General features: G+C 49.4%; 17 protein-coding genes and 1 other annotated feature. Of the genes, 16 read left to right on the top strand and 1 reads right to left on the bottom strand.

Annotated features, from left to right (window positions below; genetic code table 11):
* Nucleotides 1-4 precede the first annotated feature (4 nt).
* The 13 genes from IEY46_RS15285 (at nucleotide 5) to IEY46_RS15225 (ending at nucleotide 12,215) form a co-directional block, all read left to right on the top strand.
* The gene (locus tag IEY46_RS15285; protein ID WP_188992835.1) at nucleotides 5-694 is read left to right on the top strand and encodes an ATP-binding cassette domain-containing protein; all 690 of its coding nucleotides are present in this window, start codon (nucleotides 5-7) and stop codon (nucleotides 692-694) included.
* Entirely contained in the window at nucleotides 691-1,524 is an 834-nt protein-coding gene (locus tag IEY46_RS15280; RefSeq protein ID WP_188992834.1) for a hypothetical protein, read from the top strand. Before IEY46_RS15285 ends, IEY46_RS15280 begins: the two co-directional genes overlap by 4 nt.
* 19 nt (nucleotides 1,525-1,543) lie before the next feature.
* Nucleotides 1,544-2,788, top strand: coding sequence for a hypothetical protein (locus IEY46_RS15275; RefSeq protein ID WP_188992833.1), 1,245 nt, complete (start codon nucleotides 1,544-1,546; stop codon nucleotides 2,786-2,788).
* 145 nt (nucleotides 2,789-2,933) lie between these two features.
* Nucleotides 2,934-3,716, top strand: coding sequence for an RNA polymerase sporulation sigma factor SigG (gene sigG / locus IEY46_RS15270; protein ID WP_188992832.1), 783 nt, complete (start codon nucleotides 2,934-2,936; stop codon nucleotides 3,714-3,716).
* A gap of 192 nt (nucleotides 3,717-3,908) precedes the next feature.
* Complete coding sequence (locus tag IEY46_RS15265; protein WP_188992831.1) at nucleotides 3,909-4,187, top strand: PRC-barrel domain-containing protein; 279 nt, start codon at nucleotides 3,909-3,911, stop codon at nucleotides 4,185-4,187.
* A 91-nt stretch (nucleotides 4,188-4,278) separates the two neighbouring features.
* Nucleotides 4,279-5,142: a peptidoglycan editing factor PgeF gene (gene pgeF, locus IEY46_RS15260; protein WP_188992830.1), complete on the top strand. Its 864-nt coding sequence runs from the start codon at nucleotides 4,279-4,281 to the stop codon at nucleotides 5,140-5,142.
* Entirely contained in the window at nucleotides 5,139-5,858 is a 720-nt protein-coding gene (locus IEY46_RS15255) for a YggS family pyridoxal phosphate-dependent enzyme (RefSeq protein ID WP_188992829.1), read from the top strand. The genes pgeF and IEY46_RS15255 overlap by 4 nt, the downstream gene beginning before the upstream one ends.
* Nucleotides 5,859-5,956: 98 nt before the next feature.
* The gene (locus tag IEY46_RS15250) at nucleotides 5,957-6,409 is read left to right on the top strand and encodes a cell division protein SepF (protein ID WP_188992828.1); all 453 of its coding nucleotides are present in this window, start codon (nucleotides 5,957-5,959) and stop codon (nucleotides 6,407-6,409) included.
* A gap of 7 nt (nucleotides 6,410-6,416) precedes the next feature.
* Nucleotides 6,417-6,689 carry a YggT family protein gene (locus IEY46_RS15245; RefSeq protein WP_505812890.1) on the top strand — a complete coding sequence of 91 codons (273 nt, stop codon included), beginning with the start codon at nucleotides 6,417-6,419 and terminating at the stop codon, nucleotides 6,687-6,689.
* Nucleotides 6,686-7,468, top strand: coding sequence for a YlmH family RNA-binding protein (locus IEY46_RS15240; RefSeq protein ID WP_188992827.1), 783 nt, complete (start codon nucleotides 6,686-6,688; stop codon nucleotides 7,466-7,468). The genes IEY46_RS15245 and IEY46_RS15240 overlap by 4 nt, the downstream gene beginning before the upstream one ends.
* 147 nt (nucleotides 7,469-7,615) lie before the next feature.
* Nucleotides 7,616-8,131: a DivIVA domain-containing protein gene (locus IEY46_RS15235; protein ID WP_188992826.1), complete on the top strand. Its 516-nt coding sequence runs from the start codon at nucleotides 7,616-7,618 to the stop codon at nucleotides 8,129-8,131.
* Nucleotides 8,132-8,193: 62 nt separating this feature from the next.
* Nucleotides 8,194-8,505, top strand: a binding site (T-box leader).
* A gap of 98 nt (nucleotides 8,506-8,603) precedes the next feature.
* Nucleotides 8,604-11,699 carry an isoleucine--tRNA ligase gene (gene ileS, locus IEY46_RS15230; RefSeq protein ID WP_188992825.1) on the top strand — a complete coding sequence of 1,032 codons (3,096 nt, stop codon included), beginning with the start codon at nucleotides 8,604-8,606 and terminating at the stop codon, nucleotides 11,697-11,699.
* Between the two features lie 231 nt (nucleotides 11,700-11,930).
* Nucleotides 11,931-12,215, top strand: a complete 285-nt coding sequence (locus IEY46_RS15225; RefSeq protein WP_373288834.1) for a DUF5665 domain-containing protein — start codon at nucleotides 11,931-11,933, stop codon at nucleotides 12,213-12,215.
* Between the two features lie 36 nt (nucleotides 12,216-12,251).
* On the opposite strand, the gene IEY46_RS15220 is transcribed toward IEY46_RS15225, so the two are convergent.
* Complete coding sequence (locus IEY46_RS15220) at nucleotides 12,252-12,959, bottom strand: TraR/DksA C4-type zinc finger protein (protein WP_188992823.1); 708 nt, start codon at nucleotides 12,957-12,959, stop codon at nucleotides 12,252-12,254.
* A 191-nt stretch (nucleotides 12,960-13,150) separates the two neighbouring features.
* Here IEY46_RS15220 and lspA point away from each other — a divergent pair, with 191 nt between their 5' ends.
* The 3 genes from lspA to IEY46_RS15205 all read left to right on the top strand — a co-directional run bounded on the left by lspA (nucleotide 13,151) and on the right by IEY46_RS15205 (nucleotide 15,963).
* Entirely contained in the window at nucleotides 13,151-13,690 is a 540-nt protein-coding gene (gene lspA / locus IEY46_RS15215) for a signal peptidase II (protein ID WP_229750310.1), read from the top strand.
* On the top strand, nucleotides 13,656-14,609 hold the full coding sequence (locus IEY46_RS15210) for an RluA family pseudouridine synthase (RefSeq protein WP_188993883.1): 954 nt from the start codon (nucleotides 13,656-13,658) through the stop codon (nucleotides 14,607-14,609). Before lspA ends, IEY46_RS15210 begins: the two co-directional genes overlap by 35 nt.
* A gap of 118 nt (nucleotides 14,610-14,727) precedes the next feature.
* Nucleotides 14,728-15,963 (top strand): LL-diaminopimelate aminotransferase, encoded by a 1,236-nt coding sequence (locus IEY46_RS15205; protein ID WP_188992821.1) that lies wholly within the window; start codon nucleotides 14,728-14,730, stop codon nucleotides 15,961-15,963.
* Nucleotides 15,964-16,221: the final 258 nt, after the last annotated feature.

The raw sequence follows: 16,221 nt of genomic DNA, 5'->3' as shown, positions 1-16,221 counted from the left end.
CACTATGATTGAAGTGAAAGCTATAAAGAAAACATATGGCCGCAAAAAAGTGCTTTCCGACGTTTCGTTCACAGCCGAGAAAGGTCAAATCACCTGTCTTATCGGTATAAACGGAGTCGGCAAGTCGACTGTCCTCAAAGCGATTATGGGTCTTATCCCCATTGATAAAGGGAGGATACATATTGATGAACAACCCTTGCATCCACGCCTATATGAGCGGATCACTTTCGTTCCCGATGCGATAATCATGCCCCGCGGAATGACGGTACTGGCATGCATGCGGTTCATGCAGGATTTCTACCGCAACTGGAACCCGGTGCGTGCGATCGATCTGCTGGCTTTCTTCAAGCTGAAGGAGGAGGACAAGGTAGGTGAAATGTCCAAAGGCAATGCCGCCAAGCTCAACCTCCTACTCGGCCTGGCCATGGATTCTGACTATATTTTGATGGATGAGCCGTTCTCCGGCATCGATATGTTCAGCCGCGAACAGATTGCCTCCATCTTAACGAGTGAATTGATTGAAGATCGCGGTGTCATCATTACGACGCATGAAATCAATGATATCGAGCATTTGCTGGATAAGGCGGTATTAATGGATCAGGGGAGCGTTCTAAAGGAATTCGATTGTGAAATTATGCGGCAGGAGGAAGGGAAATCGGTAATTGATGTGATGAGAGAGGTGTATCGCCCGTGATCCATTATTTGAAGCTGGTTCATATGGAACTGTCACGATTCAGCAAAATCTATATCAGTCTATTTTCTTTTGTGCTGCTGGCCCAGTTTGCAATCGTGTGGATGAAAGCCAGAGAAATTACAAATGAAGCAGCAGCATTCAATGGTCTAAATCTCAATGCCGGTCCTGGTGTTCTCTATCCTATGGGTAAGGTGAACTTTGCCGACGTTATGTCCCAGAGCATGTTTTATATGATTCCTGCATTTCTCTGTGCGTCTGTTCTGCTGCTTTATATATTTGGAATCTGGTATCGGGATTGGTTGTTTATGAACTCTTTCATTTACCGTCTGCTGATGCTTCCGGGACCGCGTTATTCCATATATTTCGCGAAACTAAGCGCCATAATCGTATTGGTATTGGGGATGGTAGCCTATCAATTAGCGCTGCTGCCGCTGGAAATCACTTTTTTTCATGCCCTTGTGCCTGAGGAATTAAGAGATACCGTGTCAACCATGGACTATATCCGATCCGATTATATCCTGCAATTGTTGCTTCCTTCAACGTTCATGGCTTTTGTGATTTATTATGGAACAGGACTGCTTGCTGTGAGTATTCTATTCACCTCGATCCTGATCGAACGCAGCTATCGTTGGAAAGGTCTGGCCGGAGGGATCGGTTTCGCGGGATTATGTGTCCTTATCGTAATCTCGCCATTCCTGATATGGGATTCAATTGAAAGTCACCTGTATCCGATGGAAATCTTCATGATGGAGCTGGCGTTGGGGTTGATTGTTGGCGTCATGTCGATATGGACCGGGATGTTTCTGATCAAGAAGAAAGTGTCTGTGTGACAAGAGGAGGATATAAACGTTGAAACGATACGGATTATCAGCACTGCTTCTTATTTTAATCATTGTCTCGATCGGCACTTATTACGTGCAAGCTGCGGATAACGATCTTCCCCAGTATCGATTGATGAAGCTTCAGGGGGACGAGCAGGCGGCTGAAGGTCTTATGCTGGAGGGATTTTATCGAGCGGGGTTATATACGGAACGAATGAAGGTTGGTATAGAAGGCAGCAAGTATGATAGTGATAAAAGCTTCCTGGACCAATTCTACATGCATACCAGTTATTCCAAACATTTCAATTCGATCATTTCGTCCCATCGGCAGTTCCTCCCAGGACGCTATGATCCAAACAGTTTTTATGAGAATGACGATCTGATTGTTTATGCCAGCACTCCCTATGATTACAGCAATACAAAAGGCAGCTACAATTTCCGCATTAATCTTTCCATCTGGGATAAGAAAGCGGAAGAGACGCGCAGCCTTGACGTACCAGTGACTGGGAAGGAAGCCCGGAATTTGTTTTGGATTCATGTGGACGATGTCCAGATGGTTAACGGACAATTTAAAATTTTCACTACAAACCTGCTGCAGCCGGGGGCAAGCCATTCGGAAGACCTGCGTACCATCCATCTTTATTCCATCGATGAGAAAAGCGGGAAACTAACCGGTTCAGATGAACTTTTGTCAGCACCCAGCGAGAATAATCGGGAAAATGGAAAACGACTTGAAATGTCTGTTGTTCCCGCCATTGATCCATTGGCTCCCAGCTCCCATGTCGTATACAGGTTTCAGGAATTCACAAAAACTGAGAACGATCAGGATTCTTATTCATGGATAGCAAAGAGCGAAAATAGAAAGGTCTATGATCTGGCAGCCGGACAATTAAAGCCGCTCCCCCTTCATGAAACTGAAGTTTTTAAAGAAGAGGGCAACTTATCTCTATATATGGACGAAACGGAACTCGTGCGGACATTCGTTGATCAATTAGGTTTACATATCTTCGTGTACCGTCTGGTTGACAATACCGCAAGCGAAACGCTCCTGACCTTGAAGGAGCTCGGGACCCAATCCGTGAATAACGTCTTGCTTTCTAAGAACAAGCTGTATATTTCGATGGATATCGGCGGTCAACCCGGCATAGCGATCCTTGACCGAAGCGGAGGAAACATTCTGTACAAGGGAGCAATCAGCGTGGAAGGATCGCCTGCCGAGCGTGAACGTCTGCTGAAGCGTCTAAGTCCGGGCAATCCCATTATAACGGAATAATCTTCCTCTTCCCGGCAGCCCAACCGGGCTGCGGAATTGAGGGCTCCGGATCGGACTAAAGCCATATCGATTCATGTTTAGGGGAATAAATTGGAGACCCGAGGAGATACTGTAGATTAATGTTTCTCCTTGGGAGGTAATTACGTTGACCCGAAACAAAGTCGAGATTTGTGGTGTGGATACCGCAAAGCTACCTGTCCTTACCAATGTCGAAATGCGGGAACTTTTCACGGCTTTGCAAACACAGAATGAATGGGCAGCAAGAGAGAAATTGGTCAACGGCAACCTTAGACTGGTACTCAGTGTCATACAACGATTTAATAATCGTGGGGAGTTCGTTGATGATTTATTTCAAGTCGGCTGCATTGGTCTCATGAAGGCCATCGATAATTTTGACCTTGGTCAGAATGTGAAGTTTTCCACCTACGCCGTGCCGATGATTATCGGAGAAATTCGTCGTTATTTGAGGGACAACAACCCGATACGGGTCTCGCGAAGCTTGCGGGATATTGCCTATAAGGCACTCCAGGTCCGGGATACACTGACCAATCAGAATTCGAGGGAACCGACTATTATGGAAATTTCCGAGGCGTTGAATGTGCCCAAGGAAGAAGTCGTATTTGCCCTTGATGCCATTCAGGATCCCGTATCCTTATTTGAACCGATCTATCACGATGGGGGAGACCCGATCTATGTGATGGATCAAATCAGCGACGACAAGAACAAGGATGTCTCGTGGATCGAGGAAATTGCGCTTCGCGAAGCGATGCATAAACTCAATGAACGGGAAAAAATGATCTTATCGATGCGGTTTTTCGAAGGAAAGACCCAGATGGAGGTTGCCGATGAGATCGGCATCTCGCAGGCACAGGTTTCACGGCTTGAAAAATCAGCTATTCAGCAAATGCAAAAGCATGTTAAAACCTGAAACGGCGCGCCTTGCGCCGTTTTTTTATGCTTTATGGCTGTTCCCGACTCGCACTACCGGAAGCAGGACAAGTTTTTCATGGAAATATGGACATTTTAATTTTTGCTTACATATAGTAATAATGTGTAGGCGAAGCCCCAATAAAGCTGCTGTCTGCATGCCTAACATCTGCGGAAACGTGGTGAGTCCGAAATGAAAATATCTGATTTTCAAACGAAGGATGTCATTAATATCGTTGACGGCCGTAAACTGGGTCAAGTGAGTGATTTGGAGCTGGACCTGCGGCATGGCCGGATCGATTCCATTGTGGTGCCGAGTTACACCAAGTTCTTCGGCATGTTCGGCGGCGGCGGAACGGATGTTGTCATTCCCTGGCGCAATATCGTGAAGATCGGGACGGATGTTGTGCTTGTCCGAATGGATGATGCCAAGGTATACAAGAATGAAGACGACGACAATGGATCCAGATGAGTGAAAAAGCACGCTTGCTGGCTGCGCGGGCGGATAACACCGCTCGCATGAGCGGCCGCCCCTATGGTAAACTGTTACGGGGTGAGCGAATATGGAAACATTTAAAAGGGAAGATTCAGCGAAGGGGCCTTCGCTTTTTTTATTGCCGCAGTGGTCGGAGCATGATGCCGGTTTGACGGCGGGTTTCACAAGCAGGCTTGGCGGGACTAGCCATGAGCCGTGGACATCCTTGAACTGCGGGCTGCATGTCGGTGATGAATCCGCTGCTGTGGTCGACAACCGGAGACGGCTTGCGAACGCGCTGGAGTGGCCATTTGAAAGCTGGACCTGCGCCGAGCAGGTTCATGGCCGTCATATTTACCGGGTAAGCGCAGAGGATAAAGGGAAGGGACGATTGAGCCGGGAAACGGCTATCGCCGATTCCGATGCGATGATGACAGACGAGAAAGATATATTGCTTACTTCCTTCTACGCGGACTGTGTGCCGTTATATTTTTTTGATCCGAAGCAGGGCGTCATCGCCCTTGCCCATGCGGGCTGGAAAGGCACCGTGCTGGAGATTGCCCGGTACACGATTGAGGCCATGGCAGATGGCTATGGCTGTTTGGCCGGGGACATCAAGACAGCGATCGGCCCGTCCATTGGAGACTGCTGCTACGAGGTCGATCAGACGGTTCTTAGCCGGGTGGAACCTCTCGTACGGGAGCTCGAACAGGCACTCGGGACAGATGCGAAGCAGGTCATACATGACGCCGTAAATGGCCGGGCGCGGATCAACTTGAAAGAAATCAACCGACAGATTATGATAAAAGCAGGAATTTTGCCGATGTCTATCGAATTATCTGAATGGTGTACTGGCTGCAGCACAGAACTCTTCTTTTCCCATCGTATGGAGGGAGGAGCTACTGGGCGGATGGTCAGCTGGATTGGCATGAGAGGTGAAGGCAAGTTATGACATTAGCGGAACGGATTGAAACGGTAGAGCGGCGGCTTGCCGAAGTTTGCAGCCGAAGCGGCAGAAGCCGGCAAGATATTGAGCTAATCGCAGTAACCAAATATGTGGGTGTGGACCGGACTGCTGACGTGCTGCGGCACGGGCTGGTCCACCTGGGGGAGAACCGCTGGCAGGATGCCGCTGCCAAATGGCGGGCCATCAGCGGGGACGGAAGCGAAGCGGTTGGAGATGTGCCTGCGGGACAAGCCTGCTGGCATTTTATCGGCTCCTTGCAGACCAATAAGGTGAAAGAGGTTGTCGGGAGATTTACGTATATCCATTCACTGGACCGCTCTTCGCTGGCCAAAGCGATTGAGCTTAGGGCAGAGCAGCTCGGGATAACTGTTCCTTGTTTTATACAGGTGAACGTATCCGGTGAAGACAGCAAGCATGGCATAGCACCGGAGGGACTGCAAGCATTCGCGCAGGAGCTTGCGTCGATGAAGCATATCGAGCCGGTTGGACTTATGACAATGGCGCCTCTGGAGGGTGAAGCGGAGGAGGCCCGTCCCGTGTTTCGCGGTTTACGCCAGCTGCGGGATGAACTAAATGTTTCCGCTGTGCTTCGTCAGCCTGTGAATGGGTTATCTATGGGCATGTCGAACGATTTTGAAGTGGCCGTAGAAGAAGGGGCTACCTGGCTCCGGCTTGGCACGGTCCTTGTCGGAAAAACCTGAATCGCCAGAAACTCAGCATAAGCTTTCGAAGTGAGTTTCTGGCTCGCTTCGGTGTGAAACCAGGAAGTATCGCCAGAAACTCTTAGGAGGAATGGATAATGAGCGTCATGAATAAATTTATGAGTTTTCTCGGGCTGCAGGAAGAAGAGGAAATCGTTGAGCGTGAACGAATCGACAATCTTGAGGAACAAGAGATTGAAACTTCTCCGTTTGAAGCACGTAAACAATCTACAAAAGGCAATAATGTAGTTAGCATTCATTCGCAAAAAAATGTTCGCGTTATTTTGAACGAGCCCCGATCGTATGACGAGGCTCAGGATATTGCCGACCATCTGCGCTCGCGCCGGTCTGTTGTTGTCAATCTGCAGCGTGTACGTACGGATTTGGCCGTGCGGATTGTTGACTTTCTTAGCGGAACCATCTACGCTCTGAATGGAAGCATTTCGAAAATCGGACCGAATATATTCTTGTGCACGCCGGATACGGTTGAAATTCAAGGATCGATTACGGATATGCTGGCTGAAGAGAATGAATATAAAAAATCGAGGTGACCTTTAGTTGGACTGGAATGTAACGAGCATTGTCATGAACCTTTATACGATCTACAACTTTTTGATTATTGGCTATATCCTTTTGTCGTGGCTTCCAAGCGCGCGCGAAAGTTTTATCGGCGAGCTGTTGGGTAAGATCGTAGAACCTTATTTGGCGCCTTTCAGACGGATTATCCCGCCGATTGGCGGAATGCTCGATATTTCCCCAATTGTTGCGTTGTTCGCGCTCCGGTTTGTGGCCTACGGGATTATTGCGATCCTTAAAATGATCTTTCCATGAAACAAGATCTGTATGTGCATTTTCATCCGGATGAGCGTGCTTTCGTCGATCGGGCATCGGAGTGGATTGAACGCGCGGCTTTTGGCCACGAGCTGAAACGTACGGATTTCCTTGATCCCCGGCAAGCCGATATTATATGGAGTCTTGCCAATCGGCAGATGGACATCCAGATTAAGCTGACGGGCGGATACGAGCAGGCTGAGCGCAGACGGGCGCTCATCGCGCCGGATTACCGGGTATTGGATGATGAGCCGGAAGGCATAGCGCTGGTTCAGATTACGGCCGGAACTGGAGGCCATCTACAGCTGGACCACGGGGATTACCTGGGGGCGCTGCTGGGTTTGGGCATTAAACGCGACCGGGTGGGAGATCTGCACATCCATCCGGAGTTTTGTCATTGTTTGGTGGTAGAGGAAATTGCCGATTACGTCAATATCCATTTGCGTCAAGTTCACCGGGTTCACGTTCTCACTGAAATTGTTCCTTTATCTCTTCTGCAGCCTGCTGCGCCGATGTTGGAGGAACAGAGCCTATCGGTGGCTTCTTTGCGTCTGGACGGGATTGCCAGCGATGTATACCGGGTCAGCCGTTCTAAAATTATGGACCCGATCAGGGCTGGCCGCTGCCGGGTCAATTGGCGGTCCGAAGAAGATCCCTCCGCTTTGCTTAAAGATGGGGATGTCGTTTCCTTTCAGGGTTTAGGACGGTTTAAGGTGCTCGGCGTTGAAGGCGTGACCAAGAAAGGCAGAGTCAGGGTCAGAATCGGCAAATTTATATAACCGCTTTGCAGGATTTTAGCTCGATATGTCGAAAGTAATCAGTCAGGCTATTGCTGCAAGTCAAGCGATGCAATATCCTGCGTTTTTTACTCATATGCGATTACGATTTCGTTCTTCAACTCTTTCACACTCTTGGGAGGTGCGCCAGTGCCGCTTACGCCATTGGACATACATAACAAAGAATTCGGCAGACGTCTTCGCGGATACGACGAAGATGAAGTTAATGAATTTCTTGATCAGGTGATCAAGGATTACGAGGCGCTTATCCGTGAAAACAAAGAAATGCAAAATCAATCTTTGTCCCTTCAGGAAAAGTTGAACCACTTCTCCAATATAGAGGAAACGCTCAGCAAGACGATCATCGTCGCCCAGGAAGCCGCTGACGAGGTAAAGAGCAATTCCAAGAAGGAAGCTCAGTTGATTGTAAAAGAAGCAGAGAAGAATGCGGACCGTATTATTAACGAGGCCCTCTCCAAATCGCGTAAAGTATCTCTTGAGGTAGAGGAGCTGAAGAAACAGGCCTCCATCTACCGTGCCCGATTCCGTTCCTTGGTGGAAGCGCAGCTTGAACTGCTTAGCAATAATGGATGGGATTCGCTTGAAGGCAGTGGAGACCGTATATCTGGAGACCGTATGTCTAATGAAATGATCAATAATTCTTAAATAAATCCGCCATACTTGACAAACAGGCAAGACTGGCGTATAAATGTGATTAATTAATCCTTCAAAATTTGTTGACGAGAACAAGTAGGCCGTTGGCATGCTCCCAGAGAATCCGATGATTGCTGTGAGTCGGTGAGCAAAGCAATGGTTGAATATCATCTCCGAGAAGCGGCGCCGAATCGAATTGAAACAAGACTAAGCGCTGACGGAATCCACCGTTACCTGGAGTGCGGATATCGATGATCCGTGAATGAGTGTCAAGTATTGAATTATGTCGGTCCTGACTGATCCTGCGGACTATGCAGAGAAAGTCACGGCCCTTCAGAGGGTACTTGGAACAAGGGTGGTAGCGCGAGCATGTCCTCGTCCCTTTTTGGGATGAGGCTTTTTTTGTTTTCATTAACAGTATTGACCTGCTCCAATCAACAAAAAATATCCAGGGTTGTTTATACCGGAAGGGGACCACAAGAAGATGCAGCGCGTAGACGTGAAAGAACGTGCAAGAGCCCGGGATGTCCGGGTACTGGACAAATGGAAAGAGGAACAGACATTTCAGCAGTCGATTGAGAACCGCAACGGCAAGCCTAATTTTGTATTTTATGAAGGCCCGCCTACTGCAAATGGCAAACCGCATATCGGTCATGTGCTGGGCCGGGTCATTAAGGATTTCATTTGCCGCTACAAGACAATGTCCGGTTATCGCGTAGTCCGTAAAGCGGGCTGGGATACGCATGGTTTGCCGGTCGAGCTTGGTGTGGAGAAACAGCTGGGCATCTCCGGCAAGCAGGAAATCGAGAAATATGGCATCGAAGCTTTTGTGAATAAGTGTAAGGACAGCGTGTTCGAGTACGAGCGTCAATGGCGTGATCTGACTGAGGCGATTGCTTACTGGACGGATATGGATAATCCTTATATTACACTGAACAACGACTATATCGAGTCTGTATGGCATATTTTGTCCACCATACACGGCAAAGGTCTGCTATACCGCGGACATCGGGTCAGTCCTTACTGCCCATGCTGCCAAACTACGCTCAGTTCCCATGAGGTAGCGCAAGGTTACGAGGATGTGAAAGACCTCAGTGCTACCGTTAAATTCAAGCTGGCGGATTCGGACGCCTATGTGCTGGCGTGGACGACAACGCCATGGACACTCCCGGCCAATGTCGCGCTAGCGGTCAATCCCAAGCTTGACTATGCTTATGTACGCAAGAACGGTGAGCGGTATATCGTCGCAGAAGGTCTTGTGGAAAGCGTCATGAAAAGCGATTATGCAATCGAATCGACGGTAAAAGGCGCGGATCTGGTCGGTATGAAATATGAGCCTCCTTTCCGTTATGCTTCGCTGGAACATGGCCATGTGGTTATCTCAGGCGATTTTGTAAGTGATACGAGCGGTACGGGTATTGTCCATATTGCTCCTGCCCATGGCGAAGACGATTATAAGGCAGCCCGCCAAAATGGCGTGAGCTTCCTGAATGTGGTGGATAACGCCGGTCGATACATGGACACAGTGACGGATCTGGCCGGGCGTTTCGTGAAAGACTGCGATATTGATATTGTCAAAATGCTCAGCGAACAAGGATTGCTATTCTCCAAGGAACGTTATGAGCACAGCTATCCCTTCTGCTGGCGCTGCAAATCACCGCTTATCTACTATGCGACGGAAAGCTGGTTTATTGAAACGACGGCCGTCAAGGATCAGCTGATTGCCAATAATAATTCCGTGGACTGGTATCCGGGCCATATTCGTGAAGGTCGGTTCGGCAAGTTTCTTGAGGATCTCGTTGACTGGAATATCAGCCGCAACCGTTACTGGGGAACGCCGCTTAATGTCTGGGTTTGCGACAGCTGCGGCGCCCAGCACTCGCCGGGTAGCAGGGCGGATCTGGTCGCCCGCTCGATTCAGCCGATCTCACCGGATATCGAATTGCATAAGCCTTATGTGGATGAAGTCAAGCTCGCCTGTACGCAATGTGAGGGAGGCGTGATGAGCAGAACGCCGGAAGTCATTGATGTCTGGTTTGACAGCGGATCGATGCCGTTTGCACAGCAGCATTATCCATTTGAGAATAAGGAAGCCTTTACGGATCAATATCCGGCCGATATCATCTGTGAAGGAATCGATCAGACGCGGGGCTGGTTCTTCAGTCTGCTGGCGGTATCGACATTATATAATGGCCAGGCTCCGTACAAAGCGGTTCTCTCAACGGGGCATGTACTCGACGAGAATGGGCAGAAAATGTCTAAATCAAAAGGGAATGTCGTTGATCCGTGGGAGATCCTCGATGAATACGGCGCGGATGCTTTCCGCTGGGCCTTGCTTGCCGATAGCGCACCGTGGAACAGCAAACGTTTCTCGCGCGGAATTGTTGGCGAAGCAAAATCGAAAGTCATCGATACGATCGTCAATACCCACGCTTTCTTTGCCCTGTATGCCTCCATTGACGGGTATGAGCCTGCGCAGCATCCTTACCGGAAGTCTGCAGCGAAGCTGGACCGCTGGATCGTATCCCGATTGAACAGTCTGACACATCAGGTTATCCGAGGGCTAGAGGCGAATGATTTTCTTAATCCGGCCAAAGCGATTGAAAGCTTCGTGGATGAGCTCAGCAACTGGTATATCCGCCGGTCGCGCGACCGTTTCTGGGGAAGCGGCCTGAATGATGACAAGCTGGATGCTTACGGTACGCTGCATCATGTTCTGCTCACGCTATCGCGGTTAATTGCCCCATATGCCCCCATACTGGCAGAGGATATCTACAGTAACTTGAGCTCAGACATGGGAAGTGTTCATCTGGCCGACTACCCAAGGGCAGATGAAGCGGCGATCGACGAAACATTGGAACGGGATATGGAGACAGCCCGCCAGATCGTTGAGCTTGCACGCAATGTCCGCAATGAAACAGGAATCAAGACGCGTCAGCCGTTATCCGAGCTGATTGTCGCATTGGATCGTGATTTTGATCTTTCCGCCTATGAGGATATCATTAAGGACGAAATCAACATGAAGTCCATTACGATTGCAAGCGGCGACAGCGGGTTTGTGGATTTCACCTTCAAGCTCAACCTGAAAGCCGCAGGCAAAAAATACGGCAAGCTGGTTGGAGCCATTCAAGCGTATCTGAAGCAGCTTACTCCGGAAGAAACCCATGCGGCCGTTCAAAACGGTATGCTTCCATATACAACGGCCGAAGGCGAAGATATCAGCCTTGTTATGGACGAATTGCTTGTTGAGAAACAAGCCAAAGCCGGATTTGCCTCAGCTTCGGGCTATCAGTTGACGGTTGCCGTCAATACGGATATCACACCGGAGCTTGAGCAGGAAGGACTGGTCCGCGAAGTGATCCGGGCCGTGCAGGACACGCGCAAGAAGCTGGATCTGCCTATTGAGAAGCGGGTTCATCTCACGCTGGATGTCGATGCAGAGCTCGCGGCAGCGCTGCAAGCATTTGAATCGGTATTAAAAGAGAATGTGCTGCTCAGCGGAGTGGATTACGAAAGCATTGAAGGAATGGAACGCATGAAGATCGGGGAGAAAGAAATTGGGATTTTAATCGGCGGTTAGGGGTATTCTAAACCCAGAATTACTGATATGCACGAAGGCGCCCATGCAATTGCAGCTGGCGAAGCGGTTTGTACCGCTCGCCGGCCGCATGGCATGGGCGCCCTTTTCATCGGACAAAACGCCATTCGACGATCCATATCCGGTGTAGTTTAGCAACGATGACCGCAGATGGTACGGGAGGATAACAGGATGACCGAGCAGACTAAAAGCTTAAACGCTATTCAGCACTCCATGGAAATTCTCGACCGCCGGCTGGAGAAGGTGGCAGTGGATATGGAGCGTTCGCAAATGGCGGACTACGTATTGCTTCTCAATCGCCCGCTTTCATTGATCTGGCGCAATTTGTTGGCAGGCGTCTTCAGGGGTATCGGCATCGCGCTTGGTTTTACTTTTTTTGCCGCAACGATTGTATATATTCTACAGCTTCTTGGGGCACTAAACCTGCCCATTATCGGGGATTACATCGCCGATATTGTCCGAATCGTCCAGCATCAGCTGGAAGGCAAGGCCTATTAGTCAAGTCAAGTGCCAGGAAGCTGAGAAGAATAAGGGTTATTCCAGATCATGATCCCCTTCTTCACGCTTCAGGTAATCGTAATATTCCCGGTTTCGAACTACGCTCACAATGGTCCCGGTGATATCGGTAGCCAAGAAGCTTTCCAGCGGCTCCACATATCCGTCCGCTTCGCCGGCTTCTATGCCGATCTCATCGTAGGAGGTGACATCGCGGTTCTCGGACATCGCGGGGGAATCGGACGTTCCCCACTGCTCCACGATCTGCCATGCATCTTCCCCGTCGAAGCCATTGTAGCCTTCGTTTTCATCCATACTGGAATGTCCGAATGCAGGCGAGAGCACCTGTTCTTCAACCGGTCTGCGCTCTGATACTTCCTGCCGCGGAGAGTGCTCCACACAATACAAGGTATCCGGAAGCGCCTTGAGCCGCTGGTAAGGAATCAGTTCCCCGCAGACGCGGCAGTTTCCATATACGCCATTGTCCATAGCGGTAAGGGCAGCATCAATCCGTTCAAGCCTTAGCTCCTCCTGCTCCAGCAGAGCTGTGTCCTTGCTTCGCTCAAAGGTTTCGCTGGCCACATCCGCCGGATGGTTGTCAATCATCGACAGCTCTCCGGTTTGATCCCTTTGAGAGTCGGCATGTCCATAATAATCGTTATTATCGAGCCGTTCCAAGGTCTCCATTCTTTCCGCTTCGAGCCGGCTGCGCAATATATTCAGTTGGTCCATTGTGATGGTGTTCATAGTTAAGCCCCTTTTCATCCGTTTCTCCAGGCATGGAAGATTGGCTTTAGCTTATGCTGTTCCGCCTTGTTTTAGAGGAGGGCAACGATGGGGAAATTGGCAGAGAAGGGCAGATATTCGGCCATCAAGGATTCGCTGGTAGCAAATGGGGAGAATATGCTACAATGTTTGGGACAAGGGGGCCTGATAATTTGAAGTACTATTTTTATTGGATCGCGGTACTCGTATTTGTGATTGACCAGGTAGCCAAGAAGTTAGTGGAGTACAATGTGGCTATCGGTGAAAAAATCAATGTGATTGGCGACGGTTTTTTTGTTATCACCTCTATTCGCAACTCAGGCGCCGCATTCGGCATACTTCAAGGGCAAACACTGTTCTTTCTTATTATTACGCTATTTGTTGTTGGGGGAGTTATCTGGTATATACAGCGAAACAGGCAGACCGGCACGACTTTATTATTGATTGGGCTTGGCATGGTGCTTGGCGGCGCTGTTGGCAACTTTCTCGACCGTGCGCTGTATGGCCATGTAGTCGACTTTTTGCAATTCACCTTTGGCCCTTACATATTCCCGATATTTAACCTGGCTGATTCCGGCATCGTTTGCGGAGTTGGGCTGATTTTGCTGGACGCTATCCTTTCAATGAAGAATGAGAACGGAGATTCGAATGAGCATAAAAAAATTAAACAAGACGGACATGACGGCAAGCAGGAGCACCAGCCTATTCAATGAGGATCCGCTGGAGTTCACTGTAGACGAAACCCAATCCGGGCAACGGCTTGATAAATATGTAACGGATAGCCTTGAGGAAGGAACGGCCTCGCGCACACTGGTTCAGGAGTGGATCAGGAGCGGCTCGATTATGGTGGATGGCCGTCCCGTTAAGGCGAATCATAAGGTTTCCGTGGAGGAAACCGTTACTGTTGTCATCCCAGAGCCGGAGCAGGCCGTCATCGACCCTCAAGACATACCGCTGGAAATTGCGTATGAGGACAGCGATGTGATCGTCATTAACAAACCCCGCGGGATGGTCGTGCATCCGGCGCCAGGTCATTATTCCGGTACATTGGTGAATGCACTGATCTTTCACTGCACTGATCTGTCAGGAATCAACGGTGTGCTGCGTCCGGGAATTGTGCACCGGATCGACAAAGATACGTCGGGGTTAATTATGGCCGCCAAAAATGATCTGGCTCACGCTTCGCTTGCCGCCCAGCTCAAGGAGCATACGGTTACCCGGAAATATATCGCGCTGGTGCACGGCAAAGTGCCGCATGAGCATGGAACGATCGACGCTCCGATCGGCCGCGACCCGCAGGACCGCAAGTTATTTACGGTTATCGAACGGGGCAGCAAGCGCGCCGTCACGCATTTTGCCGTGCTGGAGAGGCTGGGTGAGGACTTTACGCTGCTGGAGCTGCAGCTCGAGACCGGGAGGACCCATCAGATCCGCGTGCACCTGAAGTACATCGGTTATCCGCTTGCCGGAGATCCCATGTACGGACGAAACAAGACGATTGGGCTCAAAGGGCAAGCGCTGCATGCGGCTGTTCTTGGATTTAAGCATCCGCGTTCCGGTGAATACCTGGAATTTAATGCTCCCATTCCAGCGGACATGGAACATGAATTAATGATACTGCGTCAGAGATAATGGTGAAAAGTGCAAACTTTTCACCATTTTCTTTATTATTTTTGCTTCATCCGTAGGCTATGATTATAGCAATTATCGTATTGCTTAAACCGACTATGGAAAGGTGAGATTGAGTCAAATGACGCAAATTAACCATAATTATACGCAGCTTCAGGGCAGCTACCTGTTTTCAGAAATCGCCAAACGCCGCACCAAGTTCACCCAGGAAAATCCGAATGCGCAAATTATTAGCCTGGGGATCGGCGATGTCACCAGGGGATTGCCGGATGCCGTCATAAAGGCTATGCATAAAGCAGTCGACGAGCTGGCAAATCCCGAAGCTTTTCGCGGTTATGGACCAGAACAGGGGTATGATTTTCTAATTCAGGCTATTATTGAGAACGATTATAAAGCGCGCGGCATCGATATTGCCACCAATGAAGTGTTTCTAAGCGACGGTTCCAAATGCGATGTCGGCAATATCCAGGAGATCTTCAGCCAGGATGCGATCGTGGCCGTTCAGGACCCGGTTTATCCGGTATACGTCGATACCAATGTGATGGCAGGCCGTTCCGGCCCGTTTAATAAAGAAACCAATCAGTACGAGAATATTGTTTACCTGCCATGCAGCGCCGAGAATGATTTTACGCCAAGTCTGCCTGAGCGCAAGGTGGATCTGATTTATTTATGTTATCCGAACAACCCGACAGGCATGACGCTGAGCAAGGAAGAACTCAAGCGGTGGGTGGATTACGCCAAAGCGAACGACTGCATTATTTTGTACGATTCCGCCTATGAAGCTTTCATCCAGGAAAAGGATGTTCCACGCAGCATTTATGAGATCGATAGGGCCAAAGAGGTTGCCATCGAATTTCGCAGCTTTTCCAAAACAGCCGGCTTTACCGGTGTACGCTGCGCGTATACGGTTGTCCCCCGTGAGCTGAAAGCAAAGGATGCGCTAGGCAATACGCTGCTGGTCAATGATCTGTGGAACCGGCGCCACACCACGAAATTCAATGGTGTTTCCTATGTGACGCAGCGCGGCGCAGAAGCGATTTACAGTCCTGAAGGCAAGGCGCAAATCACTTCCATCATCGACTATTACATGACAAATGCTGGTATTATCCGCGATGGTCTGGCTTCTCTGGGCCTGGAAGTCTTCGGCGGAATCAACGCGCCTTACATTTGGCTCAAAACTCCAAGTGGTCTCGATTCCTGGGCATTTTTCGACAAATTGCTCTCGGAAGCTCATATTGTCGGTACACCAGGAGTCGGCTTCGGCCAGAGCGGCCAGGGGTACTTCCGGCTTACGGCTTTCGGAAGCCGCGAGAATACGGAAAAAGCCGTGGAGCGCATAACAAAGCTCAGTCTCTAACAACTCTTATGCAGGTGTTGACATCATTTATCGAAAGTGGGATAATTCATTTAATGAACAGTAGTACCTTTAATTCAGTCCAGAGAGGCTGTCAAGGTATCGTGATTAAATGACATTATCCTATCATTTCTGACTTTTAGAATCGCTTGTGTTTTGCGCACAGGCGGTAATTCTCTGGGTTCAGTTTGGATATCTTCATTTAAAACGACTCCTTGCGACGGCCGCAAGGAGTTTTTTATTGTGCCCGAGCTTCGCTTG

The sequence above is a fragment of the Paenibacillus nasutitermitis genome, assembly GCF_014641075.1.
GTDB classification, from domain to species: domain Bacteria; phylum Bacillota; class Bacilli; order Paenibacillales; family Paenibacillaceae; genus Paenibacillus_Z; species Paenibacillus_Z nasutitermitis.
The sequence above is the reverse complement of the archived record's forward strand: the minus strand, read 5'-3'. Positions and strand labels throughout refer to the sequence as shown.

Coding starts and splice junctions, on each gene's coding strand:
- IEY46_RS15285 (WP_188992835.1), top strand. CDS start 5: ATGATTGAAGTGAAAGCTATAAAGAAAACATATGGCCGCAAAAAAGTG.
- IEY46_RS15265 (WP_188992831.1), top strand. CDS start 3,909: ATGAAAATATCTGATTTTCAAACGAAGGATGTCATTAATATCGTTGAC.
- pgeF (WP_188992830.1), top strand. CDS start 4,279: ATGGAAACATTTAAAAGGGAAGATTCAGCGAAGGGGCCTTCGCTTTTT.
- IEY46_RS15255 (WP_188992829.1), top strand. CDS start 5,139: ATGACATTAGCGGAACGGATTGAAACGGTAGAGCGGCGGCTTGCCGAA.
- IEY46_RS15250 (WP_188992828.1), top strand. CDS start 5,957: ATGAGCGTCATGAATAAATTTATGAGTTTTCTCGGGCTGCAGGAAGAA.
- IEY46_RS15240 (WP_188992827.1), top strand. CDS start 6,686: ATGAAACAAGATCTGTATGTGCATTTTCATCCGGATGAGCGTGCTTTC.
- ileS (WP_188992825.1), top strand. CDS start 8,604: ATGCAGCGCGTAGACGTGAAAGAACGTGCAAGAGCCCGGGATGTCCGG.
- IEY46_RS15225 (WP_373288834.1), top strand. CDS start 11,931: ATGGAAATTCTCGACCGCCGGCTGGAGAAGGTGGCAGTGGATATGGAG.
- IEY46_RS15220 (WP_188992823.1), bottom strand. CDS start 12,959: ATGAACACCATCACAATGGACCAACTGAATATATTGCGCAGCCGGCTC.
- IEY46_RS15210 (WP_188993883.1), top strand. CDS start 13,656: ATGACGGCAAGCAGGAGCACCAGCCTATTCAATGAGGATCCGCTGGAG.
- IEY46_RS15205 (WP_188992821.1), top strand. CDS start 14,728: ATGACGCAAATTAACCATAATTATACGCAGCTTCAGGGCAGCTACCTG.